Source organism: Paenibacillus sp. FSL R5-0519 (assembly GCF_037974275.1).
Classification (GTDB): domain Bacteria; phylum Bacillota; class Bacilli; order Paenibacillales; family Paenibacillaceae; genus Paenibacillus.
Window position 1 is genome coordinate 5,900,989 of record NZ_CP150234.1, and the last position, 20,650, is coordinate 5,921,638.

Sequence of the window (20,650 nt, forward strand, 5' to 3'; positions counted from 1 at the left end):
ATTCACACGAACCCTTCTCTCTTTGTTCTCTATATAATTGGTGCTTCTTCAGCTTTGTTCTGTTTCTCCGTTTACGTGTAAATTCAAAAGCAATTATATATTTTTTCTTTTATTTACTTTTCTTGCGAAGAAACTCATCATACAACATCGAATACATCACCATATCCTTGTATCCGGTCGATGTATGTTGCACCTGACGCAGCAGCCCTTCTCGCGTGAAGCCGCGGTTCGTCAGGAACTCACCGGAAGCCACATTACGCGGATCAACCAGCGCTTCAATCCGATTAAGACCCATGGTCTCATATCCAAACGGCAGCAATGCCGAGAAAGCCTCCGTCATATACCCGTGTCGCCAGTAGTCACGTCCCAGCTCATAACCGATTTCTCCCCGGAATGCGCCTTCAAGCTGCCATGTGTTAAATCCACAGCTGCCGATGAGTCTGCCTGTTTCTTTGAGTTCGATCCCCCAGCGGATCGCGTCCTCTTCCCCTGCCATTTGGTTGAGCAGTGCAATCATGTCCGCCGCTTCGCTTGTCCCAATCATGGGTGCAAGATTCATGTAACGGGTCACCTCGCGATCTGACCAGCATGCGAACATCTGGGCCGCATCCCGGCGACGCATTTTACGCAGACGAAGCCGCGCAGTCTCCATTTCTGGAATTCTTCCTTTGCATTTATACATATAAAGACACTCCGATCCGATCCATCTCCGCAGACCATAAGATTCATTAGTCATCTAATCATAACCTGCGCCGAATGGCAACTGTTCAGTCATGAACATACGTCAAAAAACCGGGCCAATGTCGCTCCCGGTCTTGTTGTCCGTATGGATCCATTCAAGTTTGAATGAATCACGTCATCGTGCTTGTCCGATTGAATTTTAAACTTTGGACGTTTTCTTGTCCTTCGCTAGCAATTCATCGCTAACCCGGCCAAGTACAGTGGTGATTTCCTTGAATTCTTCAATACCAGTCCCGGTTAGGCTCCATTGGTCCCCGTGGGCGGTCAGGAAGTTCTCCTGTGTCAGGTGTTCAAGCTCCTGCTTGATCTCCCGCTCTCCAACGCGATATCCCCGTTCTTCCAATAGGGGCAGCGCCTCGCTAACGTTCAAATCCTGATTTTGGGCGAAATATAGTAGATGAATCCGTACAAATAGATTCTGTACCTCTGCATGCATAAGCCAAGCTCCTTCCCGGGTTGTAGCCCTCCGTGGTTGCTAAGTAATTACCCCACGCGAGAAGCTGAGAAACAGGAGGATTCTTCAGGTATTCCCTTGCCTTTCCGAAATCCTCCGCTTGACTAACCGCATACTCTGCACTATCTTGAAAATAAGTACCATTTTGCTCGGGAGGGTGATTTACATGTTTCAAGCTGTTTCCTATGAAGGAACACGAAGTGAGCAGCACACCGCCGTCCTGGGACAGTTAAGTGCTCTGATCCGCGATGAACCTAGTGCGATTGCCAATCTGGCGAACGCTGCTGCGCTGCTCAATGTATTTATGACCGACACCAATTGGGTCGGCTTCTATCTGTATGATGGAAAAGAACTGGTCCTCGGACCATTCCAAGGACTGCCTGCCTGTATCCGAATTCCACTGGGACGTGGGGTATGCGGCACATCTGCTGCGGAAAAACGTACCCTGGTCGTTGACGATGTTCACGCCTTCCCAGGCCATATTGCCTGTGATGCAGCATCGAACAGTGAGATTGTTGTACCTATTATCATAAACGGTGAACTGTACGGGGTGCTGGATATCGACAGCCCGATCAAAAACCGTTTTGATGACGAAGACCGCATCTTCCTGGAGAAAGCCGTAAGCCTGCTTACTGAGCAGTTGGAAGCAACCGTATCTATTTAGGGAATGATGAACAAGGTGATTAGAGACTTCATCACACACGATGGTGAATGACCTGTAATAACAAAGAGCGCAGTCCTCCTAGAGGTGTGCGCTCTTTGTTATCCAAGTTGTTTCACACCCATGTTCTTGCTCGCCCATGTTACTTTATGCATCTAGGATAGATCGTGTTCCGCTTTAACCATCATCCCGTCCCGCAGGAATTCAGCAAGCCTCGGGTGGTAACCATCATACATCTGGCGGAAATTTTTATGCTCTACATACAGATTGGCCAAATCCCGATAGATCTCAGCAGTGGGTGTATAATAACCTTTGATCCATTCAAGATGCCTGTCAATAATCCGTTGCACTTTCGCACTACCGGGTTCCAATCCATCCTCAATGGCCTGTTGCAAGTCAAGATGAACCTGATCAATTTTCGCTTGGGAATCCAGATAATCTTCCTTTGACTTCAACTCCTGGTCAGACTTCTGAACGCCCTCTTTCTGCATTCGTTTCACATCATTATTGACAGGGTTAGAACCCGATTCATTCAATAACTGATGACGCCCCTTATCTACAAAACCGATATACAGCTCATGTTCGTCCATTTCCTGTTCTCCTAGCAAATGCGCGATCGTTTTGTCCAGTGTCTGAATCAATCCATGCAAGCGGAGTGCCTTCTCCAGAATCTCAATGCGATGCTGTTTCATGATGCGTATGACATCCTGAGGATCATCCCTTAGCATAGGGCCAATCTCATTTTCCTCCATGCCTACTTCCTTACAGAAAAGGATTTGCTGGAGTCTCAGTAATTCCTGTTTTTCATAATAGATAGCTTCATCCGAATCCCCAAAGGCCGGATTCAGAAGACCTGTCTGCGCATACTGGCTCAGTTCGTTCAGAGTTACGCCTGACATTCCTGATACATCAACCATGGAATATGCCATTTGAATACACCTCCTGCCTGTCCTGCAACTCCAGAGTTCAGGCTTAATATTTCATACTGCATTTTATTTGTATAATGAGAGAATATAAGACTTTCGGCAGTGCTGTACCGCTTCATTCCGCTCGTGCTATGGTTGGGTACATCATGCTTCGGTAATATGAGCGGCGTTTGGTCAGTTAAGTTGCGGTATGTTAAGTATGTTATACCCGTCTCATCAGATGTGAACCCGCAGTCAGTGAAGAATCCGTATGTATTTTTTAAACTTTTTCCATTATTTTCAATTAAAAAATCCTGTGCCACTATTCTGGCACAGGAGCGTGTAGTTATATTTCCTTAACATACGGTATATTGAATAAAATAATGGAAGCAAGTTATCCTTTGTTAAACATGACAAACTTCAATTCCGTCATTTCCTCTACAGCATATTTAACACCTTCACGTCCAATCCCACTTTGTTTCACACCACCATAGGGCATGTGATCCACTCGGAACGTGGGAATATCATTAATCATAACTCCGCCTGCTTCGATCTGATCGACAGCATGGAGGGCAGTATGAATATCGTTTGTAAATACACCTGCCTGAAGTCCGTATATTGAATCGTTAACATGCTCAATGCCCTCTTCAACGGAATCGACCGTATTGATCACCACGATGGGTGCAAACACTTCCTGACAGGATACCTTGGCATCATGAGGAACGTTAACTAGCACCGTTGGTCGCAGAACGCCTCCTTCAGCTTGACCGCCTGCTGCCACTTCAGCCCCGGCCTGTTTGGCTTCTTCAATCCAGTCAAGTGTACGCTGTACATCCTTGGACGTAATCAGCGCAGAGACCACCGTATCCGGGCTCAGAGGGTCTCCAACCATCACTTGTTTAGCCGCTTCAGCGAAACGCCGGATGAATTCTTCCGAGATATCACGATGTACGTAAATGCGCTGTAGGGAAATACATACCTGTCCCTGATACGTAAAAGCACCCGTCACACAACGCGGAACCACTTTGTCCAGATCTGCGTCCTTATCCACGATCACCGCTGCATTCGACCCAAGCTCCAATGTTACGCGTTTTAGTCCTGCTTTGCTACGAATGCTCGTACCTACGGCTGGACTGCCTGTAAACGTAATATGGGCAACACGAGGGTGTTCAACAAGCACATCCCCGATCGTTTTGCCGTCACCACTCACCACGTTCAGTGCACCATCCGGCAATCCGGCTTCCTGAAGCAGATTAGCGATGTAATAGGAGGACAGGGGTGTCTGCTCCGCAGGTTTGAGAACAATGGTATTGCCTGCTGCCAGCGCTGGGCCTACCTTATGTGCTACCAGGTTCATTGGAAAATTAAAAGGCGTAATCGCACCGATGACACCTAGAGGTTGCCGCATCGTATAGCCGATACGCCCTTCTCCCCCTTTGGCTGCATCCATCGGAACCGTCTCACCGGTCAGCCGCTTGGCTTCTTCAGCGGCAAAACGATACGTTTCCACCGTACGGTCAACCTCGGCCAGTGCTGCGGTAATCGGCTTCGCTGCTTCAAGCGCAATAATTCGCGCTGCTTCTTCCTTGCGTTCTTCAAGCATGGAGGACAACTTGTACAGGATATCTGCACGCTGATGTGCAGGCATCTGACGCATTGCCTTCCCCGCCTGAACCGCAGCTGCAACAGCAGCCTCTGCTTCCTCGGCTGAAGCGGACGAGACTTCTGCCAGCGTTTCACCGGAGTATGGTGCTTGAAGTGCTATATAATCTACGGATTCGGTCGGTTTGCCACCGATAAACAGATGTTGTTTTTTCATATGCTCATCCTCCATCCAATAATGACTACAAAAATATGGCGTTATATTACCTTATCTATTTATACACTACTTTGGGCCCCTCAACCCATTCACTTATTTAACCGTCAGGACAGGGCACTCTGCATGTTTTAACACGCCATGGCTGACACTGCCCATGATTATCTCTTCGAGCACACCTTTCCCGCCTGTACCCATCACAATCATTCCACAATCTCGTTCACGCGCCACACGGCAGATCTCATGAACGGGATCACCCGCAATTAAAAGTGTTTCATATGCAACGTTTCGTCCAGACAACTGTCTGGTCACCGGCTCAATAATATGTTGCCCTTCTTCAGCAATCCGAGCTTCCAGATCAACACCCAATGCAGGTTCATTGATAGAGATAGCAGGATTAACATGCACGATCAACAGGCTTGCGGGTTGTTTCATATCTTCAGCCAGGATCAGTGCTTGTTCCAAAGCTTTATGCGCATGTTCCGAACCATCAACAGCAACCAATATACGTTTCAACATTGCAAATCCTCCTCTGAATTAATGCGATGTAATGGCGGAATCAATATCCCGCAGGTGACGACGGCGTACCAGCAGTACCACGACACCAATCAGAACCATTAATGCGCCAAAATAAAACGGAGTTTCTGGCAGGAACCACTCGGACAATTTACCTGCAAGCCATGGAGCAAGTGCACCACCCAGGAAACGAACGAAGCTGTATGCAGCAGAAGCAACCGAACGCTCCACAGGTGCAGCTTCCATAACAGCCGTTGTGATCAATGTGTTGTTAATCCCAAGGAAGATCCCTGCCACAATGACCGCCACTATAACGGTAGTTGGTGACCCCATCACCGTACCCATGGCCATAACAACCAGATCGATCGCGAACAATGTAAGCATGACACTCATGGACGGCACCGAACCGAATCGGCGTTGCAGTCTTGGAGCCACAAATACCGACGTAATGGCCAGCATCAGTCCCCAACCAAAGAACACATAACCCAAGCCGTGCTCATCCAGATTCATCACATAAGGTGAATAAGCCATCAAAGTAAAGAATCCAAAGTTATATAGGAAGGCGGTAATCGCCAAAGTTTTCAGTGAAGGATAGCTTAATGCTTTGAACGGATCAGACAACGAACTGCGTGTTTTTGGTTTTGCCATTTTGGGCAACATAAATGTAATGCTGATAAACGCAATTGCCATTAGAACTGCTACCCCATAGAACGGGCCACGCCAAGAGATGGAACCCAGCTCACCACCAAGCAGCGGACCCACCGCAATCCCGAGACCAAGTGCTGCTTCGTACAAAATAATGGCCTTGGCTGTCCCCGACGTGGACAGTCCCACAATGGCAGATAACGCCGTTGCGATGAACAAGGCATTACCAAGTCCCCAACCGCCCCGGTATCCGACCAATGCACCTACAGTGTCTGAGGTACCCCCAAGGAAGGAAAAGATAATAATCAACAATATGCCGCTAAGCAGCGTCCATTTCACACCGATGCGGCTGGATACGACACCCGTAATCAGCATCGCTACCCCCGTTACAGCGTTATAGCTGGTAAATAGCAGCGACACCTGGCTTTTGGAGGCATGCAGCTGATCAGCAATTGCGGGCAAGATCGGGTCAACCAGACCCAGACCCATAAAGGATATGATACATGCAAAGGCGACGGCCCATACCGCTCTAGGTTGAGACAGCAGGCCCCCACGGGATGACGGCAATTCGTCCGGTAAGGATGGCTCTCTTTTCATACGTAATTCCTCCTGTGAATGATTTATGTGGTGAATTTTTTTATTTGAAAATGAAGTGAAAATAATGAAAAATCTCTGTACATTTTCATAATTAGAGGTAACAAAACGGCACAAATGACACCGGAACATCCGGTGTTTGTACAGGATCGCCACAGGTACTATGGTGCTCACTCCATGTAGCGATGAGGTGTATACAGTTTTGTTTATTAAACATTAGATCTAATACGCTTACCCGTCTTCATCACTCTGCGGATCATGTGCCTGTAACTTCTGAATACCACTCCGAACACGTTCACGCAGCTCTTCCAGTTCAGTCTGTACCGCATGTATGCTCTGAAGTTTCTGCTCAATCAGTTGCAGCTGACCATCCAACGTTGTTTCCATCGTGGTGAGTTTCTCGATTCGCTCTCTCACTTCGGTCGTCTGCTGGTAGTCAAAACGCTGTTCGTTCAGCGCATCTGCTGTTGCCACATAGGTATGTAACTCCTGAAGGGAGAAACCAAGTACCTCTTTGGCGCGAACTACCTTCTTCAGATAATCGATATCTTCCCGAGTGTACAACCGCGTCCCGCCGTCTGTCCGCTGAGGTGAAGGCATGACACCAATCTCTTCATAATACCGAATGGTTCGCTTGGTCAAACCGCATTCCTTAGCTACGTCATCGATTTTATAGAAACTCATTTCCCTCACCTCTTCCATATGTCTATAATGTTATGTACATAATTATATATAATTTTAACGTTAACGTCAACGTTAGATTTCTTACCTCTAGTCCTAGAGAGTTTTACAGCCTCTCCACTTCTCTATCTTCAACAAAAAAAAGACCCGCTTCACACGCGAGTCTTCCTCTCTATACGATTCATTCATTTTACCTTAAACGTCCTGCTCATTCTGTTGCTGTTGAGCACGCTGCATTTGCTTCAATCGACCTTCAACTCTGGTAAACAGTCTGAACGTATAAAACCCTGTAGCAACCAGACTCAGCACCAAAGCTCGTACATCTGTCAGCCAGAAACCGATAATGCCGAATATCGTAATAATCACACCAAATTGCATCATCAGATTGGCGCTATAACTTTGCGCCTCGTTCCACAACTCGGGATTACTCATTGCTCGCGGGGTCCGATATCCATATATTCCGTTAATCATTTTAGGTGGTTTTTTGAACACCATTAAACCCAGAATGAAATAACACACGCCAATAATGATCCCTACTACTGCTCCTGTCAAAACGTTCTCCCCTTCACTGTTGTCTTCCATAGACCTGCTTTACACTGACACTCTGATGACAGAATGACCTTAAAAAATATAAAAACGGCTCTACGTATATACGAAGAGCCGCCTGAATCGTTTCGTAAACTTAGATATCCTTCACACGAAGTACACGCATGGCGTTCAGAACAGCAAGCACTGTGACACCGACATCGGAGAATACCGCTTCCCACATGGTCGCTATGCCGAATACACCGAGTAGCAGGAAGATCGCCTTAACGCCCAGAGCAAACGCGATATTTTGCCACACAATCATGCGTGTGCGCTTAGCAATGCGGATTGCACTCGCAAGTTTGGACGGTTCATCGGTCATGATGACCACGTCTGCCGCTTCAATCGCAGCATCCGAGCCGAGTCCACCCATCGCTACTCCCACATCGGCACGTGCCAGCACAGGTGTATCGTTGATGCCATCCCCGACAAACGCCATTTTTTCCTTCGGAGATTTGGCAGCTTCCAGTTGCTCCAGACGTTCGACTTTGTCCTGTGGCAGCAATTCAGCATAGACCTCATCCACACCCAGCTCACGTCCTACCGCTTCACCCACGGCTTTGGCATCTCCTGTCAGCATGACCGTTTTGCGGATGCCAAGCTTCTTCAGCGCCTGAATAGCAGCTGCTGCATCGTCCTTCACTTCATCAGCAATGATCAGATGACCAACATATGTGCCAGCTTCAGCAACATGCACTATCGTTCCGGCCGTCTCTGGTGTGGTATAGGATATACCAGCCTGCTTCATTAATTTAGCGTTGCCTGCCAGCACTTCCCGACCATCCACTCTCACCTTGATCCCGTGTCCGGCAACTTCATCATAACCTTCCACACCTTGTGTAGGAATCGTTTTGGCCCAAGCTGCACGAATGGATTCGGCAATCGGATGATTGGAATTTGCTTCGGCAATGGCTGCCAGCTTCATTAGTTCTTCTTCCGTGCGTCCCACTTCGGGACGTATGGCTGTTACTTTGAATACACCTTTGGTTAGTGTACCCGTTTTATCAAAAACAACGACTTTTACATCGTTCAATGCTTCAAGATAATTACTGCCTTTGACAAGAATCCCGTTACGTGAAGCCGCTCCGATACCACCAAAGAATCCAAGTGGAATAGAGACCACCAGCGCACAAGGGCATGAGATAACCAGGAAGACCAATGCTCGATAGATCCAATCGGCAAATGTTGCACCACTAAGTATCAACGGCGGAACAAATGCTATCAGGGCTGCAAGGATCACAACAACCGGTGTGTAATAACGGGCGAATTTACTAATAAAATGTTCTGTTTTTGCCTTCCGACTGCTTGCGTTCTGCACCAGATCCAAAATTTTGGATACCGTGGATTCACCAAACGTTTTGGTTACTTCAATGGTCAACATCCCGTTTTTGTTTACAAATCCACTAAGTGCATCACTTCCGGGCTCCAGCTCACGAGGTACTGACTCACCTGTCAGGGCAGAAGTGTCCACCATGGAACGCCCAGCTTGAACGATACCATCCAGCGGTACTCGCTCTCCTGCCTTCACGACAATACGATCACCGATCCGTACGTCTTCCGGAGATACCCGCCGTGTCTCGTCACCCAAACCGGTCAGGATATTCGCGTAGTCCGGGCGAATGTCCATCAGGGACTGAATGGACTTGCGTGACCGATTAACCGCCATGCCCTGAAACAGCTCTCCGAGCTGATAGAAGAGCATGACCGCTACCCCTTCCGGATATTCTCCTATGGCAAAGGCACCCAAGGTAGCGACGGACATGAGGAAGTATTCATCGAACACCTGACCGCGGATGATGTTTTTGGACGCCTGGAGCACGATATCTCCCCCGGCAATCAGATAAGCGAGCGCATAGAGCGTAAACTGTGCCCATCCCTCCAGCGGTGACCAGATCGCAGCTGCGAGCAACACAGAACCGGCAGCAAGACGAGCAAGCAATACTTTTGTCTGTCCTGCACCATGTTCATGTGAATGGCCTGCATGAGCATCGTGATCATGGGTATGGCTGTGATCATGACTATGTCCAGCATGATTTCCGTGCTCATGTGTGTGATCATGGTCATGTGCGTGACCATGTTGATGTTGATCATGAGTATGCGAGTGTTTACCATGTGAATGTGTATGTCCATGATTATGTCCGGTATGGTCATGGCCGTGTTCGTGTGAACCAGACGAACTCCCTGTATGGTTGTGCACATGCCCGTTTATCTGTTTTCCTTTTTCCGAGATGCGAATATGTGGCTCCAGCCGAAGCACTTTGCGCTTCGCTTCTTCGACTACCTGTTCATCCATATCCGAAGTGGTGTGAAGCGATAATGTTTTGGTAACAAAATTGACGGAGCATTCGTTAATGCCCTTAATTTTTTTAACGCCATTCTCGATCTTTAATGCGCAGTTCGCACAGTCCAATCCATCAAGCAGCAGTTCCCTTTTCACCTGTTCCTGTCCGGTTCCCATGTGAATTCTCCCCTTTGCAGTACAAAAACAATGTTATCATCCAATTACTTTCAATATATGAGCACTCATTCATATGTTTAGTTACCCCTATTATATGCACGCCCAAACATGAGTGTCAACAATCGTTGTTGATTTTTCATACAGATTATGCTAATAGTAATCATTTCGCTTTAGGCCGTTTTTGGATATAATAGAGCTATAGTTGTTAACATAGGCGGTGATATGAAATGGAACAACCGGTTAAAGCACCAAGCGAATGTGATGCAACCTGCTCGGGTACTGAAGCGGATGTGCAGACGATTCGCACTTCACTCATAGATCGGGATACCTCTTCCGAGATGGCAGATTGGTTCAAGGCATTCAGCGACCCAACACGGCTACGTATTATTGATGCGCTGTTACAGAAGGAATTATGTGTGCATGACCTGACGGTTCTGCTCGACATGGGACAGTCGGCCATTTCACACCAGCTGCGTTCACTCCGCAATATGCGGATCGTCAAGCGGCGCAAGGAAGGCAAGACCGTGTACTACTCTCTGGATGATACTCATATTGAGCAGATTTTCCTGCAAACGCTCCAGCATATTAAACACAGCTAGGCAGCCGCCAAGCTGGTTCATGAAGAAGAACCCCCGCCTCTCGGCTATATGCCGATGGACGGGGGTTCTTCTTGGTAAGGATACCGTTTTGTACAGAATGCAAAGTGACTATTCCTACCGATTACCAATCATTGGAGAACGTACCACTTCGGTTATAAAAGATTGTTCTTGTTTGGATCGTACAGGCCGGATCTGTCCTTGAACCAGTTAAAGATATGCGATACACATACTTTTAGCACCGCGTATCCTGGAACAGCGAGCAGAATGCCTACGACTCCGAACAGATTACCCGAAGTCAGGATGACAAAGATAATCGTGATGGGATGGATCTTCAACGTTTTACCCATGATCTGTGGTGAGATGAATTTACCTTCGATTAACTGCACAATCGTCCATACGGCAACCATCTTCAGCAGCATCACCGGCGAAGTGACGAGTGCCACGATCAACGCAGGTGTAATGGCAATTGCAGGTCCCAAGTATGGAACAACACTTGTAAACGATGCGATTATTGCAAGAATCAGTGCATAATCCAGACCAATGACCATGTATCCGATGTAGAGCAGAATACCGATGCAGAAGCTGACGATAATCTGTCCACGGATGAATGAACTGATCTGGTGATTGATGTCTTCCAGCACATGCATTGCACCCGTACGACTCTTGATTGGCAGGAAAGACAGAATTTTCGCCGGCAGCTTCTTGCCGTCTTTCAGCAGATAGAACAGGATGAACGGGACAGTTACGATGGACAGCACGGTCTCCGTGAAAGCTCCGAGGAATCCGCCCAACTTGGTCCAGGTCGAGTTCAGAATTTCAGTGGCCTTTTGGGAGATGGTTCCCCACCAATCCTGAGAATTCAAATTCACCGTCTCCTGGAACTGACCGAACAGTTTACTGCCTGTAAGCTCCTCAAACTGCTGTTTTACCGTCTCACTGTACGTTGGAAAATTCTCAATCAGCCCCACAATCTGGTTACGCACAACCGGAATGACCGCCAGCACAACAACGGTCAGAATTCCTCCAATTGCAAGATACAGGATCAGAATGGACCAGCCACGCTTGATTTTCCATCTCTCCATCACATCCACAATCGGATTCAGCAGATAGTAGAGTATGCCTGACAGAATGATAGGTAACACAATGGTTTTGATGAGTACTGCGAGTGGATGAAGAACAAAGGATACTTTGGTCAGAACCATGACGTTTAGTCCCACCAACAGCAGAATCAGCAGAAATAGGACAAACTTGTTGTTAAGAAAAAATCGCTTGAACCGCTCCGGCCAAACGCGGGGTTGCTCAGGTTGCTCCATAGGCGTGTCGTCCTCTCATATGTATCCTTAATCAAAACAAGCTGTAAATCTGATAAATGTCACTTGCCTGAAAAAAATAAAGTCCCTTGTACAAGCCAACATATGTATAACTCTCTGGATTTATACGTATGGCGCTGATTAACCGTTTCAAATTAAACCGGTAAAGTCATTTTACCCCATAATGAGTCTTCTGCCCCACATGAATTATTTGAAAATTTTCCCTATCCAAAAACGGTCCGCCTCACTGGGAGACGAACCGTAAATTTGGATCTATAGCTTACTGTTAAGCCAGCTTTTATGGTGAAAATTAAAGATTAGGCTTTTCCCGCCAATTGTGCGATTAACTCATAGGAATGCAGACGCGCCTTATGATCATAGATCATCGACGTAATAATCAGCTCATCTGCCTGCGTCTGCCGAATGAAGGATTCCAGCTGTCCACGAACGGTTTCTGGGGAACCATTAACAGCGGCCTTCAGCGTCTGCTCCACACCAGCTTTCTCACGGTCCGTCCACTTGCCTTCCATCTCAGCCGGAGGCTGTACCAATCCCGTTGTGCCGCGAATAATGTTCAGGAACTGCTGTTGCATCGTTGTACCCAGCCATGCTGCTTCCTCATCTGTATCCGCAACAACAGCGTTAACCCCAACAATTACATGTGGCTCCTTCAAGCTGTCAGATGGTTGAAAATTGTTTCGATACGTTTCCAGTGCAATCCGTGTGTAATCAGGCGAGAAGTGGCTGGCAAAAGCAAACGGCAATCCCAGCTGACCTGCCAGACGTGCACTGAAATCACTGGACCCCAACAGGTATATCGGAATATTCAATCCTTCTCCAGGAACTGCGCGAACAGGTGCATGATAAGATGTCGCCGAAGCATCAAAGTATGCTCTGAGCTCTGCGAGCAGCTCCGGGAAATCTTCCCCGCTATTCAGATCTTTGCGTAGCGCAAGCGATGTCCGGCGATCACTGCCTGGTGCACGACCCAGTCCCAAGTCAATTCTGCCAGGATACAAGGATTCCAGTGTACCGAACTGCTCAGCGATCACAAGCGGTGCATGGTTTGGCAACATGATGCCTCCTGAACCCAGACGAATCGTTTTGGTTCCACCAGCAAGATATCCGATAACGACCGAGGTTGCAGAAGAAGCAATACCTTGCATGTTGTGATGTTCTGCTACCCAGTAACGGTGATATCCCCAACGCTCAGCATGCTGTGCCAGATCCAGACTGTTGCGCAAAGCATCAGCTGGTGTTGCACCTACAACGACTGGAGCCAAATCCAGGATGGAAAGCTTAACGTCTTGAATATGTTCTTTATGAGATGAAGCTGTATTTTCTGTAGTCATTATCGTTTAATCCCCTCGATGATTATATTTTTGTATATCCAGATATATAGATTAATTAAATCGCAACTGGATAGGATGATTGTGATACTGAACTAGCCGTTTACATCCGGACGGAATCCCTGCCTGCATGTGCATCCTAGCTTCCGTTCCGGCATCCGGCTTATAACTCGTTCTGCACGTACTCGGCAAACTGACGGATCGTATCTTCGTTGCGCCGATAATACGTCCATTGTCCTCTTCGCTCGGAGAGCAGCAACCCGGCCTTAAGCATCGTCAATAGGTAACTGGAGATAACCGACTGAGCCAGTCCAGCCTTCAGTTGAATCGTGCCGACACAGATTCCATTTTTGCCACCATCCGGATGCTGAGATAGTTCCAGCGGTGAAAAGTGTTGCTCCGGATTTTTGAGCCACAACAAGATTTGTCTACGTGTCTCGTTCGATAAAGCTTTGAATATAAGTATAGGTTCCATGGGTACGATTATACCCCCTTTCAACCATTTTGCAAACACATGAAACAAACAAACCGACTCATGATCGAGTCGGTCTGGTATCATATGGAATCCCTATATGGAACAACATCTATATTAGAATTTGGTCGTTACCGTTTGTTTAACCTGATCCAACATGGCTTGATATGCGGGTGCATCCAGGTATCCAATGCTACCGAAGAGCAGATGATCTACGGCTTCAATGCCTACAAAATCGAAGATACCTACGTCTGAAGTTATTTTCAATCCAGCAGTCATGCCAATCTGATCATAAATTTCACTTGGTGTACCATGTGTGTTGATGATGAGTCCTTTTTTGCCTGTCAGCAATTTCTCGATTCCCGCTTCACCCGTTGCATATGCAAAACCATAGGCGAATACACGGTCAACATATCCTTTCATAATGGCAGGAAGACCTGTCCACCAGATCGGATAGATGAATGTAATGGCTTCTGCGTCCGTAACATACTGTTGCTCTGTCGCAATATCCCGTGGTGTCTGTCCTGCGCGCATGGAAGCTGTATCGGCTTCAGTCAGTACGGGCTGGAATCCAAGCTTATACAAATCACGAACAACCACTTCATGGCCTTGAGCTTCGAGAGCTTCTACAGCAGTATTGAGGATTGCGTTATTAAAGCTGTCTGTGTGCGGGTGAGCATATACGATAAGATGTTTCATAGTGTGAATCCCTCCAGGTTTGGTTGAGTTTGGTTTTAAAAATAGAGTTACATTGATACGTTCCCGTATGCATAGATATCTATGTATATGGGTAAAAAAATATTTGGGCTCCTCTGCCTCCATCCCAGTCAAATCTGGAAGGGTTGCAGACAGAAGAGTTCATTCATTATAACTTTCGGACAATACTGGACAGCAAGCTCTCCAATTGCTCCGACTGTTCATCGGACAGGCCACTATAGATGATGTCATTAATCTGCTCGGATACCTGATGGAAGATCGGTTCGAGCCGTTTCCCCTGTTCAGTAAGGCGAATCATCGTCACCCGGCTATCTTCAGAACTCTTGCTGCGTTCAACATAACCAAGCTTCTCCAGCTTGTTGACCAGTACCGTTACCGTTGGTTGCGTGCGTTGAACACGTTCTGCCAACATCTTGATTGACAGCGTCTCTTCACGGTACAAGAACATCAATACATCCCCATGAGAAGGTACAATGCCTGTCACTTCATGCTGTTCCAATTCGTGAACAATCCGTTTGTTGACATGATCTCTGATTCTTGCAATCAGTGCAATTGCGTTGTATTTTGGCATGATCTCATTATACATAGACATCTATGTATTTTCAAGTTATTTTTTATATAAAAACAAAACAGCCCAATAGTTTCCATCCTTGTACCTGTGGAAACTATCGGGCTGTTTCGATCCTGTTTTGTTTTCTGATCCTCTATTCTATAATGTTAGATCTTGATCTTAAAGCTTGATATTAGATCATCGTTCCTTGATTCATGTTGAACTTTGCTGAATTCAGTTAATCCATTGGGAGATTTTCTCAACCGATTGTCGGGACTTTTCACGCGTGGGCTCCTCTACCCGATAACCAAAGGCTGCCATCACCGAGACGTCCCATGCACCATTTTCCAGCAATCCCTCTTCTTCCATAATCCGATGGACATCGTCACGGCTGAAACCTTCAATCGGACAAGAATCAATCTCGATCTGAGCTGCCGCCGTCATCATGTTGCCAAGTGCAATATACGTCTGTTTGGATGCCCAGTCGAATAATGATCGTGGATTGTCCAGAATTCTCTGGTTATTTTGGAACTTTCCATAAGCCTGACTTGTTAGCTCAAATACGTCGTCCGGCATTCCTTTTGTTTCCTTCAACATGTATTCCGCATAGGGAGAATTATAACTGGCATTGGACCGGGCCAAAATAACAACAAAATGGCTTGCTGTAGCCAATTGCTTTTGAGCGCCGGAAGAAACTTCGGACAGACGCTTGCGCAGGTTCGGATTTTGTACAATCAGAAACTTCCACGGTTCAAGTCCAATGGAACTTGGAGATAACCTGCCTGTTTCCAATATAAATTGGAAATCCTCATCCGAGATTTTGCGGGTATCATCAAAGATCTTCGTTGCATGCCGGAAATGATAAGCCTTTATGATGTCTTCCTTTTTCTTTGACTTTGCTGTAACTTCCATGGAGCTCCACGTCCTTTTCTATATTTTTTATGTTGAAGAATAATCATTAAGTGCTTTTATCTCAAGTGTTATTTTATGATCTATGTCTATAAATTAAAAGTACGCACAATATTGTTTCTTAGTTTATAAAAGTAAGTATTGTGATAGGAGAGACAGATAATCTACCAGGACACTATATGACCCTAGCCGATTATCTACGACCTCTACACTCGACTCATCTCCTAGATTTCCCTTCTCAATAGAATATACATACCTTGTTCCTGTTTCGAATATTTAAATTTTAAACTCTTGAACCAACTTATTCAAATTTACTGCACTATCCTTCACTTGATCAGATTGTTTAACCACTTCCACTGACTGCGCAGCAGAGGCAACCATGTGTCCTGCGATTTCCTGACTGGATGCGGCTGATTGTTCACTGGCTGATGCAATCTCGTGAATGGAGCCCACTAGTATTTTGATATTCGCAGTTACTTGTTGTGAGGTTGCATTGAGATCTTTAACTGCATTGGCATGATCAAGGGAATCGACATAATACTGTTCAGCTGTATCCTCCAATAATTTATAATCTTTGCCAACCTGATTGAACATAAAGGATAGCAACTCTTTGGCATTCGAGGACAGATTGGTTACAGACTGCATAACTTCTTCCGTGACCTGTTGGATTTGATCGGCAGCCTGTCTGGAATCATCAGCCAACTTCCGAATCTCGCTTGCTACAACCGCAAAACCTCTACCTGCTTCTCCAGCCCTTGCAGCTTCAATGGATGCATTGAGTGCAAGCAGATTCGTCTGCGCCGTAACATCCAAAATAGACTGCGATAATATACCAATCTGATCTACGGCAGTTGCACGTTCCAACGCTTCTGACATCTTCTTACTGGTATGATCATACATGTCTAGGGCTGCTCGACTCGATTCCCGGGCTTCCTGCTTCAATTTTTCTGCCTTTGTGCTGGTCACATAGGCGGATTCTGCTTGTTTAGATGTCCGTTCCGATATATATTCAGCCCCCTGTTGCATCTCATTAGCCGACTGATTCATATTTTCCGTATGGGCTGAAGCCTCTTCCATTGCAGCAGAGAGTTCCTCAACTGTAGCTGATACTTCACGAATCCGTTCATTCAGACCAGTCATGTTTTGATTCGTAAGATCGCTAACTTGGTTGATATGATGAGATTCCTGAATTACACCACGAATGACATTTGTTGTGGAATCGGTCATGGTTCGAATAGCTCGTGCGATGACACTTATCTCATTATTTCCTTGTGTTAAATGCGGATCTAAAGATGCCGTTAAGTTACCTTGCGTTATATCTTCACAATAACGGGTGATAGCTTTCATTCGTTGACGTGTACTTCGAATCATTACAAATGAAATAAAAATGAGTGCTGCGAGTGAGAGCAAAAGTACCGAACCGAGTACCAATGCCCGCTGTTGAATCACTTCCTGTGTATCCGCGTAGAGCTTGGCTGACTCTTCTTCGTTATACGCACTCAAAAGGGTGATCGTCTCAACAATTGCTGTACTGCTTTTGTTAATTATCCCTCTTTCTTCACTATCGTAGGTGCCCGAAGTCTTTTTAGTATCCATGATTCGTTCAATATCTTGATAATATGTATCCATCTTTGCTACCAAATCTGCAAATATCTCTTTTTCTTTGGTATCCAATGTTCTTGCTGAAAATTCATTCATGCCCTCCGTGATACTCTTCTTACCTTTCTGAACCTGATCATACTGTTTATCGGTAAATTCTGCGTTATCAAGAACCTTTGTATAATTGGCGCGCATATTATAGAAATTACTTTTCAACTCAAGAACATTGGTTTGATGCTGGAAGCGGTCATTGTAGAGGATACCTTGTCCCATCTTGGCTTCGTTCATTCCGAAAATCCCAACCAGAAAGACAGTAAATAATCCGATTAGACTAATTACAGTCATGATGACCATCGTTGTTGTTAATTTCACATTTTTTAGTGGATTTCCTTTCTTATATTTTGGCTTAGACTGAATTGACATGATTATTCCCCCGCATTAAATAGTAGATAGCCTTATATATCTTATATTTATATCGTATGTATCCATACTGTTTATTAGCGTTTCAGGAAAATCGACTTTATTCTTTTAATGAGAAAAGTAATATTGACCATACATATACGTTTGCTAATCACATTGAAAATGTAATCATTACCTCCAAGTTACAGTTACACATAGGGAGAAAACCAAAAAAACCGCCAGAATATTATCCAGCGGCTTAACTGTGAATATGAAACAGTATCTGTGCAACTACAGTTGCTCCATAAATTCATTTTCAGAAATGACGGTATATCCTTCTTGTCGCAGCAATGCTGAGGTGACACCCTCTCCAGCTACCTTGTGGTTGGCAAAATTCCCATCATAAATCATCTGTGTACCACAGGACGGACTGAACTCCTTCAATACCACACATGACACATTCAATTTTCGCGCCCAATCGAGCGTCTGATAGGCTCCCTTGATATACAGGTCCGTGACGTCCTTGCCACTTTTCTCGATCACTTTTGCAATACCTGCCAGTACATCCTTGCCTGTTCCACCGATAATTTCAGCCGGTTCCCGTGGAGTGGAGAATCCGCCAAGCAGCTCCGGACACACCATCTTCGCCAGCTCCTGCTCCACAAGCTCCTGAATCTTCTCATCCAGGCTCGCTGTTCCATTGTAACGGCAAGCTCCCCCCGCCAGACAAGAACTCACCAAATATTTCATCATTATCTCCTTGTGTCCATTCTATTGATGAACTAAATTGTAACATGTAAGATCAAGCCCTATAGCTCCTTATAACTCGCCTCTGGTGATCATCGTAATTTTTACATCTTCATTGTAGCGAACCCGTATAACATCTTTCGGCGACTCTAGTTGAAATATGGCAATCCCCGGATTATCAACTTCCCTATGAAGAGTGTATCCTTGGAGGTTAACGTTAAATACCTCTTTGATCATCGTCCCTACCTGCTCCCTAAGGATAGACTCCTTTACGTCATAAATCTCCTGATGATACGCTTCTACTTCGTCCCAATTAGTAAAATCATTTCGATATAAATTCTCCCCAATTACAGAGTAAACTTTAGTTTCTTCTCCTATAATCATTTGAACTAAATAATGATCATTGAAACTAAGATTAATTACATCTCTCCCAATTTCATCATCTTTGGTACGACTTACCCCCCTAAGTTTTAGAGAAGTTTCACCGAATACTGCCTTAACGGCACCCTCCGCATCCGCCAGCACTGTCTGAGATACCTGATCAGGACTAAGATCGCCTGAAATGGATACAGCCTCGTCCTGCTGCCATACAATCTCCCCATAATTACTCTCATTCACTAATGTTAATGTCGTATGTGATATCGGCTCCAATTCCCCTTGCTTCATACTCACATAACGTTGGACTACTACAGGTTTAAGCGTTGGAGCAGTACCTATGCTTTGCAGAAGCGATGGAACTTGACGCAGGTAACGGTGCTCCAGCTCGCTTGGCTGCATCTCACGTCTCATCTGAACTTCACGCAGATTTCCCGTTGTCGCATCAAGCCATATCTGCGCATACTCCTTCTCACTTTCATTTCCAGCCTCTACATATATTCTGCCGGACACAGGCAAGTCTTCCACTTTCGTAATTTTCAGCTGTTTACCCAGATCATCTCGCATCGTAGTCGCAACATTTCTTTTCATTTTGTCCGTTAACAGATCCATGCTCAGATGATCAGATAACTGTAATGCTGCTGTCGGATAGACCTGCTCGATCACAGGTTTCACCAGTTTTCCCTCATCCCAGCTCCATAGGAACAATCCAGCGGCAATAACCACCGCACCCGCGCCGGCAACAAGAGGCCCTCTTCTAAGGCGACGCTTGTGTGACACGTTGCCTACTTGCGGTCTAAACGGTCTGGGCGACCTATAAATTTGCTCCAAACCATCTCCCAGACTCCCCTCCTCCGACTTCTTCATCCACTCCACCTGTTGAAGCACCTTTTGCTTGTGATCCGCTGTAAAAGGAGACGATGCAAACGGTCCCTTCCGGATCTCCTTTTCCCATTGCTCATCCTTGTGTTTCATTCGCTTCGCTCCTCCCATTGTTTTCGTACCTTATCCTTACCTCGGGATAGTCTGGACTTTACTGTGCCTGAGCTGATTTTCAACATCTCTGCAATCTCACTTGTCGTAAGCTCATACTTCAGATTCAGCAAAAGAATCTCCCTGAACTTCTTCGGCAAAGCCAGAACAATATCCCAGATTTCATGGACATGCTCTTTACGCATCACTTCCATCTCAGCCGAAGGATGTGTAGGCTGCTCTGCAATCATGACTCTTTGACTCGAACCCACACGCTCTGTCTCCATGGGTAAGGTCTCTCCCCACAGACTGCTACGAAAAAATTTGGATTTTCGATATGTAAAAGTCGTGTTTCTAGTAATCGTCAACAGCCATGTTTTCAGTGAGCACTCTCCGCGATAATGAGCTACTCCCGAGTACGCCCGAATAAATACCTCCTGTGACAATTCATCTGCCTGTTCGGCACTTTTGGTCAGAAAATAAGCGTAATTCCACACGTCGTTTCCGTAGTCATCCATCATGCTGCTAAGTGTGTAATTATCGATGGTCTGAGCCTGTGCCAGAAATTGATAATCCAACTGTTGTTCACCTCACTT

Annotated in this window: 21 protein-coding genes; 2 read left to right on the forward strand and 19 right to left on the reverse strand. The window is 46.0% G+C overall.

Features of this window, described 5'->3' with window-relative positions:
• Positions 1-109: 109 nt before the first annotated feature.
• Together MKY73_RS26465 and MKY73_RS26470 are read right to left on the reverse strand one after the other, a co-directional pair.
• On the reverse strand, positions 110-682 hold the full coding sequence (locus MKY73_RS26465; protein ID WP_339304287.1) for a GNAT family protein: 573 nt from the start codon (positions 680-682) through the stop codon (positions 110-112).
• A 198-nt stretch (positions 683-880) separates the two neighbouring features.
• On the reverse strand, positions 881-1,177 hold the full coding sequence (locus MKY73_RS26470) for a hypothetical protein (protein WP_339304288.1): 297 nt from the start codon (positions 1,175-1,177) through the stop codon (positions 881-883).
• 184 nt (positions 1,178-1,361) lie between these two features.
• On the opposite strand from MKY73_RS26470, the gene MKY73_RS26475 reads away from it, so the two are divergent.
• On the forward strand, positions 1,362-1,859 hold the full coding sequence (locus MKY73_RS26475; RefSeq protein ID WP_339239392.1) for a GAF domain-containing protein: 498 nt from the start codon (positions 1,362-1,364) through the stop codon (positions 1,857-1,859).
• A gap of 152 nt (positions 1,860-2,011) precedes the next feature.
• On the opposite strand, the gene MKY73_RS26480 is transcribed toward MKY73_RS26475, so the two are convergent.
• From MKY73_RS26480 to MKY73_RS26510, 7 genes are all read right to left on the reverse strand, one after another.
• Positions 2,012-2,785 carry a TipAS antibiotic-recognition domain-containing protein gene (locus MKY73_RS26480; protein WP_339304290.1) on the reverse strand — a complete coding sequence of 258 codons (774 nt, stop codon included), beginning with the start codon at positions 2,783-2,785 and terminating at the stop codon, positions 2,012-2,014.
• A gap of 370 nt (positions 2,786-3,155) precedes the next feature.
• Positions 3,156-4,580 (reverse strand): aldehyde dehydrogenase family protein, encoded by a 1,425-nt coding sequence (locus MKY73_RS26485; protein ID WP_339304292.1) that lies wholly within the window; start codon positions 4,578-4,580, stop codon positions 3,156-3,158.
• 93 nt (positions 4,581-4,673) lie between these two features.
• Entirely contained in the window at positions 4,674-5,096 is a 423-nt protein-coding gene (locus MKY73_RS26490; protein ID WP_339304294.1) for a universal stress protein, read from the reverse strand.
• Positions 5,097-5,114: 18 nt separating this feature from the next.
• Positions 5,115-6,335 carry an MFS transporter gene (locus tag MKY73_RS26495; protein WP_339239386.1) on the reverse strand — a complete coding sequence of 407 codons (1,221 nt, stop codon included), beginning with the start codon at positions 6,333-6,335 and terminating at the stop codon, positions 5,115-5,117.
• Between the two features lie 228 nt (positions 6,336-6,563).
• Positions 6,564-7,016, reverse strand: a complete 453-nt coding sequence (locus tag MKY73_RS26500) for a MerR family transcriptional regulator (protein ID WP_339304296.1) — start codon at positions 7,014-7,016, stop codon at positions 6,564-6,566.
• Positions 7,017-7,208: 192 nt separating this feature from the next.
• The gene (locus MKY73_RS26505) at positions 7,209-7,565 is read right to left on the reverse strand and encodes an SdpI family protein (protein ID WP_339304298.1); all 357 of its coding nucleotides are present in this window, start codon (positions 7,563-7,565) and stop codon (positions 7,209-7,211) included.
• A gap of 130 nt (positions 7,566-7,695) precedes the next feature.
• Entirely contained in the window at positions 7,696-10,056 is a 2,361-nt protein-coding gene (locus tag MKY73_RS26510; protein ID WP_339304300.1) for a heavy metal translocating P-type ATPase, read from the reverse strand.
• A 227-nt stretch (positions 10,057-10,283) separates the two neighbouring features.
• Between MKY73_RS26510 and MKY73_RS26515 the strand changes: the two genes are divergently transcribed.
• Positions 10,284-10,655: a metalloregulator ArsR/SmtB family transcription factor gene (locus MKY73_RS26515; protein ID WP_339239382.1), complete on the forward strand. Its 372-nt coding sequence runs from the start codon at positions 10,284-10,286 to the stop codon at positions 10,653-10,655.
• Between the two features lie 152 nt (positions 10,656-10,807).
• Here MKY73_RS26515 and MKY73_RS26520 read toward each other — a convergent pair whose 3' ends face one another.
• The 10 genes from MKY73_RS26520 to MKY73_RS26565 form a co-directional block, all read right to left on the reverse strand.
• Positions 10,808-11,968, reverse strand: coding sequence for an AI-2E family transporter (locus MKY73_RS26520; RefSeq protein ID WP_036614215.1), 1,161 nt, complete (start codon positions 11,966-11,968; stop codon positions 10,808-10,810).
• A 314-nt stretch (positions 11,969-12,282) separates the two neighbouring features.
• A complete protein-coding gene (locus tag MKY73_RS26525; protein WP_339304302.1) occupies positions 12,283-13,317 on the reverse strand; it encodes an LLM class flavin-dependent oxidoreductase in 1,035 nt (344 codons plus the stop codon).
• Positions 13,318-13,477: 160 nt separating this feature from the next.
• A complete protein-coding gene (locus MKY73_RS26530; protein WP_339304304.1) occupies positions 13,478-13,789 on the reverse strand; it encodes an ArsR family transcriptional regulator in 312 nt (103 codons plus the stop codon).
• Between the two features lie 114 nt (positions 13,790-13,903).
• Positions 13,904-14,485 (reverse strand): NAD(P)H-dependent oxidoreductase, encoded by a 582-nt coding sequence (locus MKY73_RS26535; protein WP_339304306.1) that lies wholly within the window; start codon positions 14,483-14,485, stop codon positions 13,904-13,906.
• 166 nt (positions 14,486-14,651) lie between these two features.
• A complete protein-coding gene (locus tag MKY73_RS26540; RefSeq protein ID WP_339304308.1) occupies positions 14,652-15,095 on the reverse strand; it encodes a MarR family transcriptional regulator in 444 nt (147 codons plus the stop codon).
• Positions 15,096-15,287: 192 nt separating this feature from the next.
• On the reverse strand, positions 15,288-15,965 hold the full coding sequence (locus MKY73_RS26545) for an NAD(P)H-dependent oxidoreductase (protein ID WP_339304310.1): 678 nt from the start codon (positions 15,963-15,965) through the stop codon (positions 15,288-15,290).
• A 273-nt stretch (positions 15,966-16,238) separates the two neighbouring features.
• Complete coding sequence (locus MKY73_RS26550; protein WP_339304312.1) at positions 16,239-17,984, reverse strand: methyl-accepting chemotaxis protein; 1,746 nt, start codon at positions 17,982-17,984, stop codon at positions 16,239-16,241.
• A 267-nt stretch (positions 17,985-18,251) separates the two neighbouring features.
• Positions 18,252-18,710 (reverse strand): DUF523 domain-containing protein, encoded by a 459-nt coding sequence (locus MKY73_RS26555; RefSeq protein ID WP_339308764.1) that lies wholly within the window; start codon positions 18,708-18,710, stop codon positions 18,252-18,254.
• 69 nt (positions 18,711-18,779) lie between these two features.
• On the reverse strand, positions 18,780-20,057 hold the full coding sequence (locus MKY73_RS26560) for a hypothetical protein (RefSeq protein ID WP_339304314.1): 1,278 nt from the start codon (positions 20,055-20,057) through the stop codon (positions 18,780-18,782).
• Positions 20,054-20,632 (reverse strand): RNA polymerase sigma factor, encoded by a 579-nt coding sequence (locus MKY73_RS26565; RefSeq protein ID WP_339304316.1) that lies wholly within the window; start codon positions 20,630-20,632, stop codon positions 20,054-20,056. Before MKY73_RS26565 ends, MKY73_RS26560 begins: the two co-directional genes overlap by 4 nt.
• Positions 20,633-20,650: the final 18 nt, after the last annotated feature.

Coding starts and splice junctions, on each gene's coding strand:
- MKY73_RS26495 (WP_339239386.1), bottom strand. CDS start 6,335: ATGAAAAGAGAGCCATCCTTACCGGACGAATTGCCGTCATCCCGTGGG.
- MKY73_RS26540 (WP_339304308.1), bottom strand. CDS start 15,095: ATGTCTATGTATAATGAGATCATGCCAAAATACAACGCAATTGCACTG.
- MKY73_RS26525 (WP_339304302.1), bottom strand. CDS start 13,317: ATGACTACAGAAAATACAGCTTCATCTCATAAAGAACATATTCAAGAC.
- MKY73_RS26470 (WP_339304288.1), bottom strand. CDS start 1,177: ATGCATGCAGAGGTACAGAATCTATTTGTACGGATTCATCTACTATAT.
- MKY73_RS26485 (WP_339304292.1), bottom strand. CDS start 4,580: ATGAAAAAACAACATCTGTTTATCGGTGGCAAACCGACCGAATCCGTA.
- MKY73_RS26480 (WP_339304290.1), bottom strand. CDS start 2,785: ATGGCATATTCCATGGTTGATGTATCAGGAATGTCAGGCGTAACTCTG.
- MKY73_RS26515 (WP_339239382.1), top strand. CDS start 10,284: ATGGAACAACCGGTTAAAGCACCAAGCGAATGTGATGCAACCTGCTCG.
- MKY73_RS26490 (WP_339304294.1), bottom strand. CDS start 5,096: ATGTTGAAACGTATATTGGTTGCTGTTGATGGTTCGGAACATGCGCAT.
- MKY73_RS26500 (WP_339304296.1), bottom strand. CDS start 7,016: ATGAGTTTCTATAAAATCGATGACGTAGCTAAGGAATGCGGTTTGACC.
- MKY73_RS26465 (WP_339304287.1), bottom strand. CDS start 682: ATGTATAAATGCAAAGGAAGAATTCCAGAAATGGAGACTGCGCGGCTT.
- MKY73_RS26545 (WP_339304310.1), bottom strand. CDS start 15,965: ATGGAAGTTACAGCAAAGTCAAAGAAAAAGGAAGACATCATAAAGGCT.
- MKY73_RS26520 (WP_036614215.1), bottom strand. CDS start 11,968: ATGGAGCAACCTGAGCAACCCCGCGTTTGGCCGGAGCGGTTCAAGCGA.
- MKY73_RS26550 (WP_339304312.1), bottom strand. CDS start 17,984: ATGTCAATTCAGTCTAAGCCAAAATATAAGAAAGGAAATCCACTAAAA.
- MKY73_RS26560 (WP_339304314.1), bottom strand. CDS start 20,057: ATGAAACACAAGGATGAGCAATGGGAAAAGGAGATCCGGAAGGGACCG.
- MKY73_RS26510 (WP_339304300.1), bottom strand. CDS start 10,056: ATGGGAACCGGACAGGAACAGGTGAAAAGGGAACTGCTGCTTGATGGA.
- MKY73_RS26535 (WP_339304306.1), bottom strand. CDS start 14,485: ATGAAACATCTTATCGTATATGCTCACCCGCACACAGACAGCTTTAAT.
- MKY73_RS26475 (WP_339239392.1), top strand. CDS start 1,362: ATGTTTCAAGCTGTTTCCTATGAAGGAACACGAAGTGAGCAGCACACC.
- MKY73_RS26555 (WP_339308764.1), bottom strand. CDS start 18,710: ATGAAATATTTGGTGAGTTCTTGTCTGGCGGGGGGAGCTTGCCGTTAC.
- MKY73_RS26530 (WP_339304304.1), bottom strand. CDS start 13,789: ATGGAACCTATACTTATATTCAAAGCTTTATCGAACGAGACACGTAGA.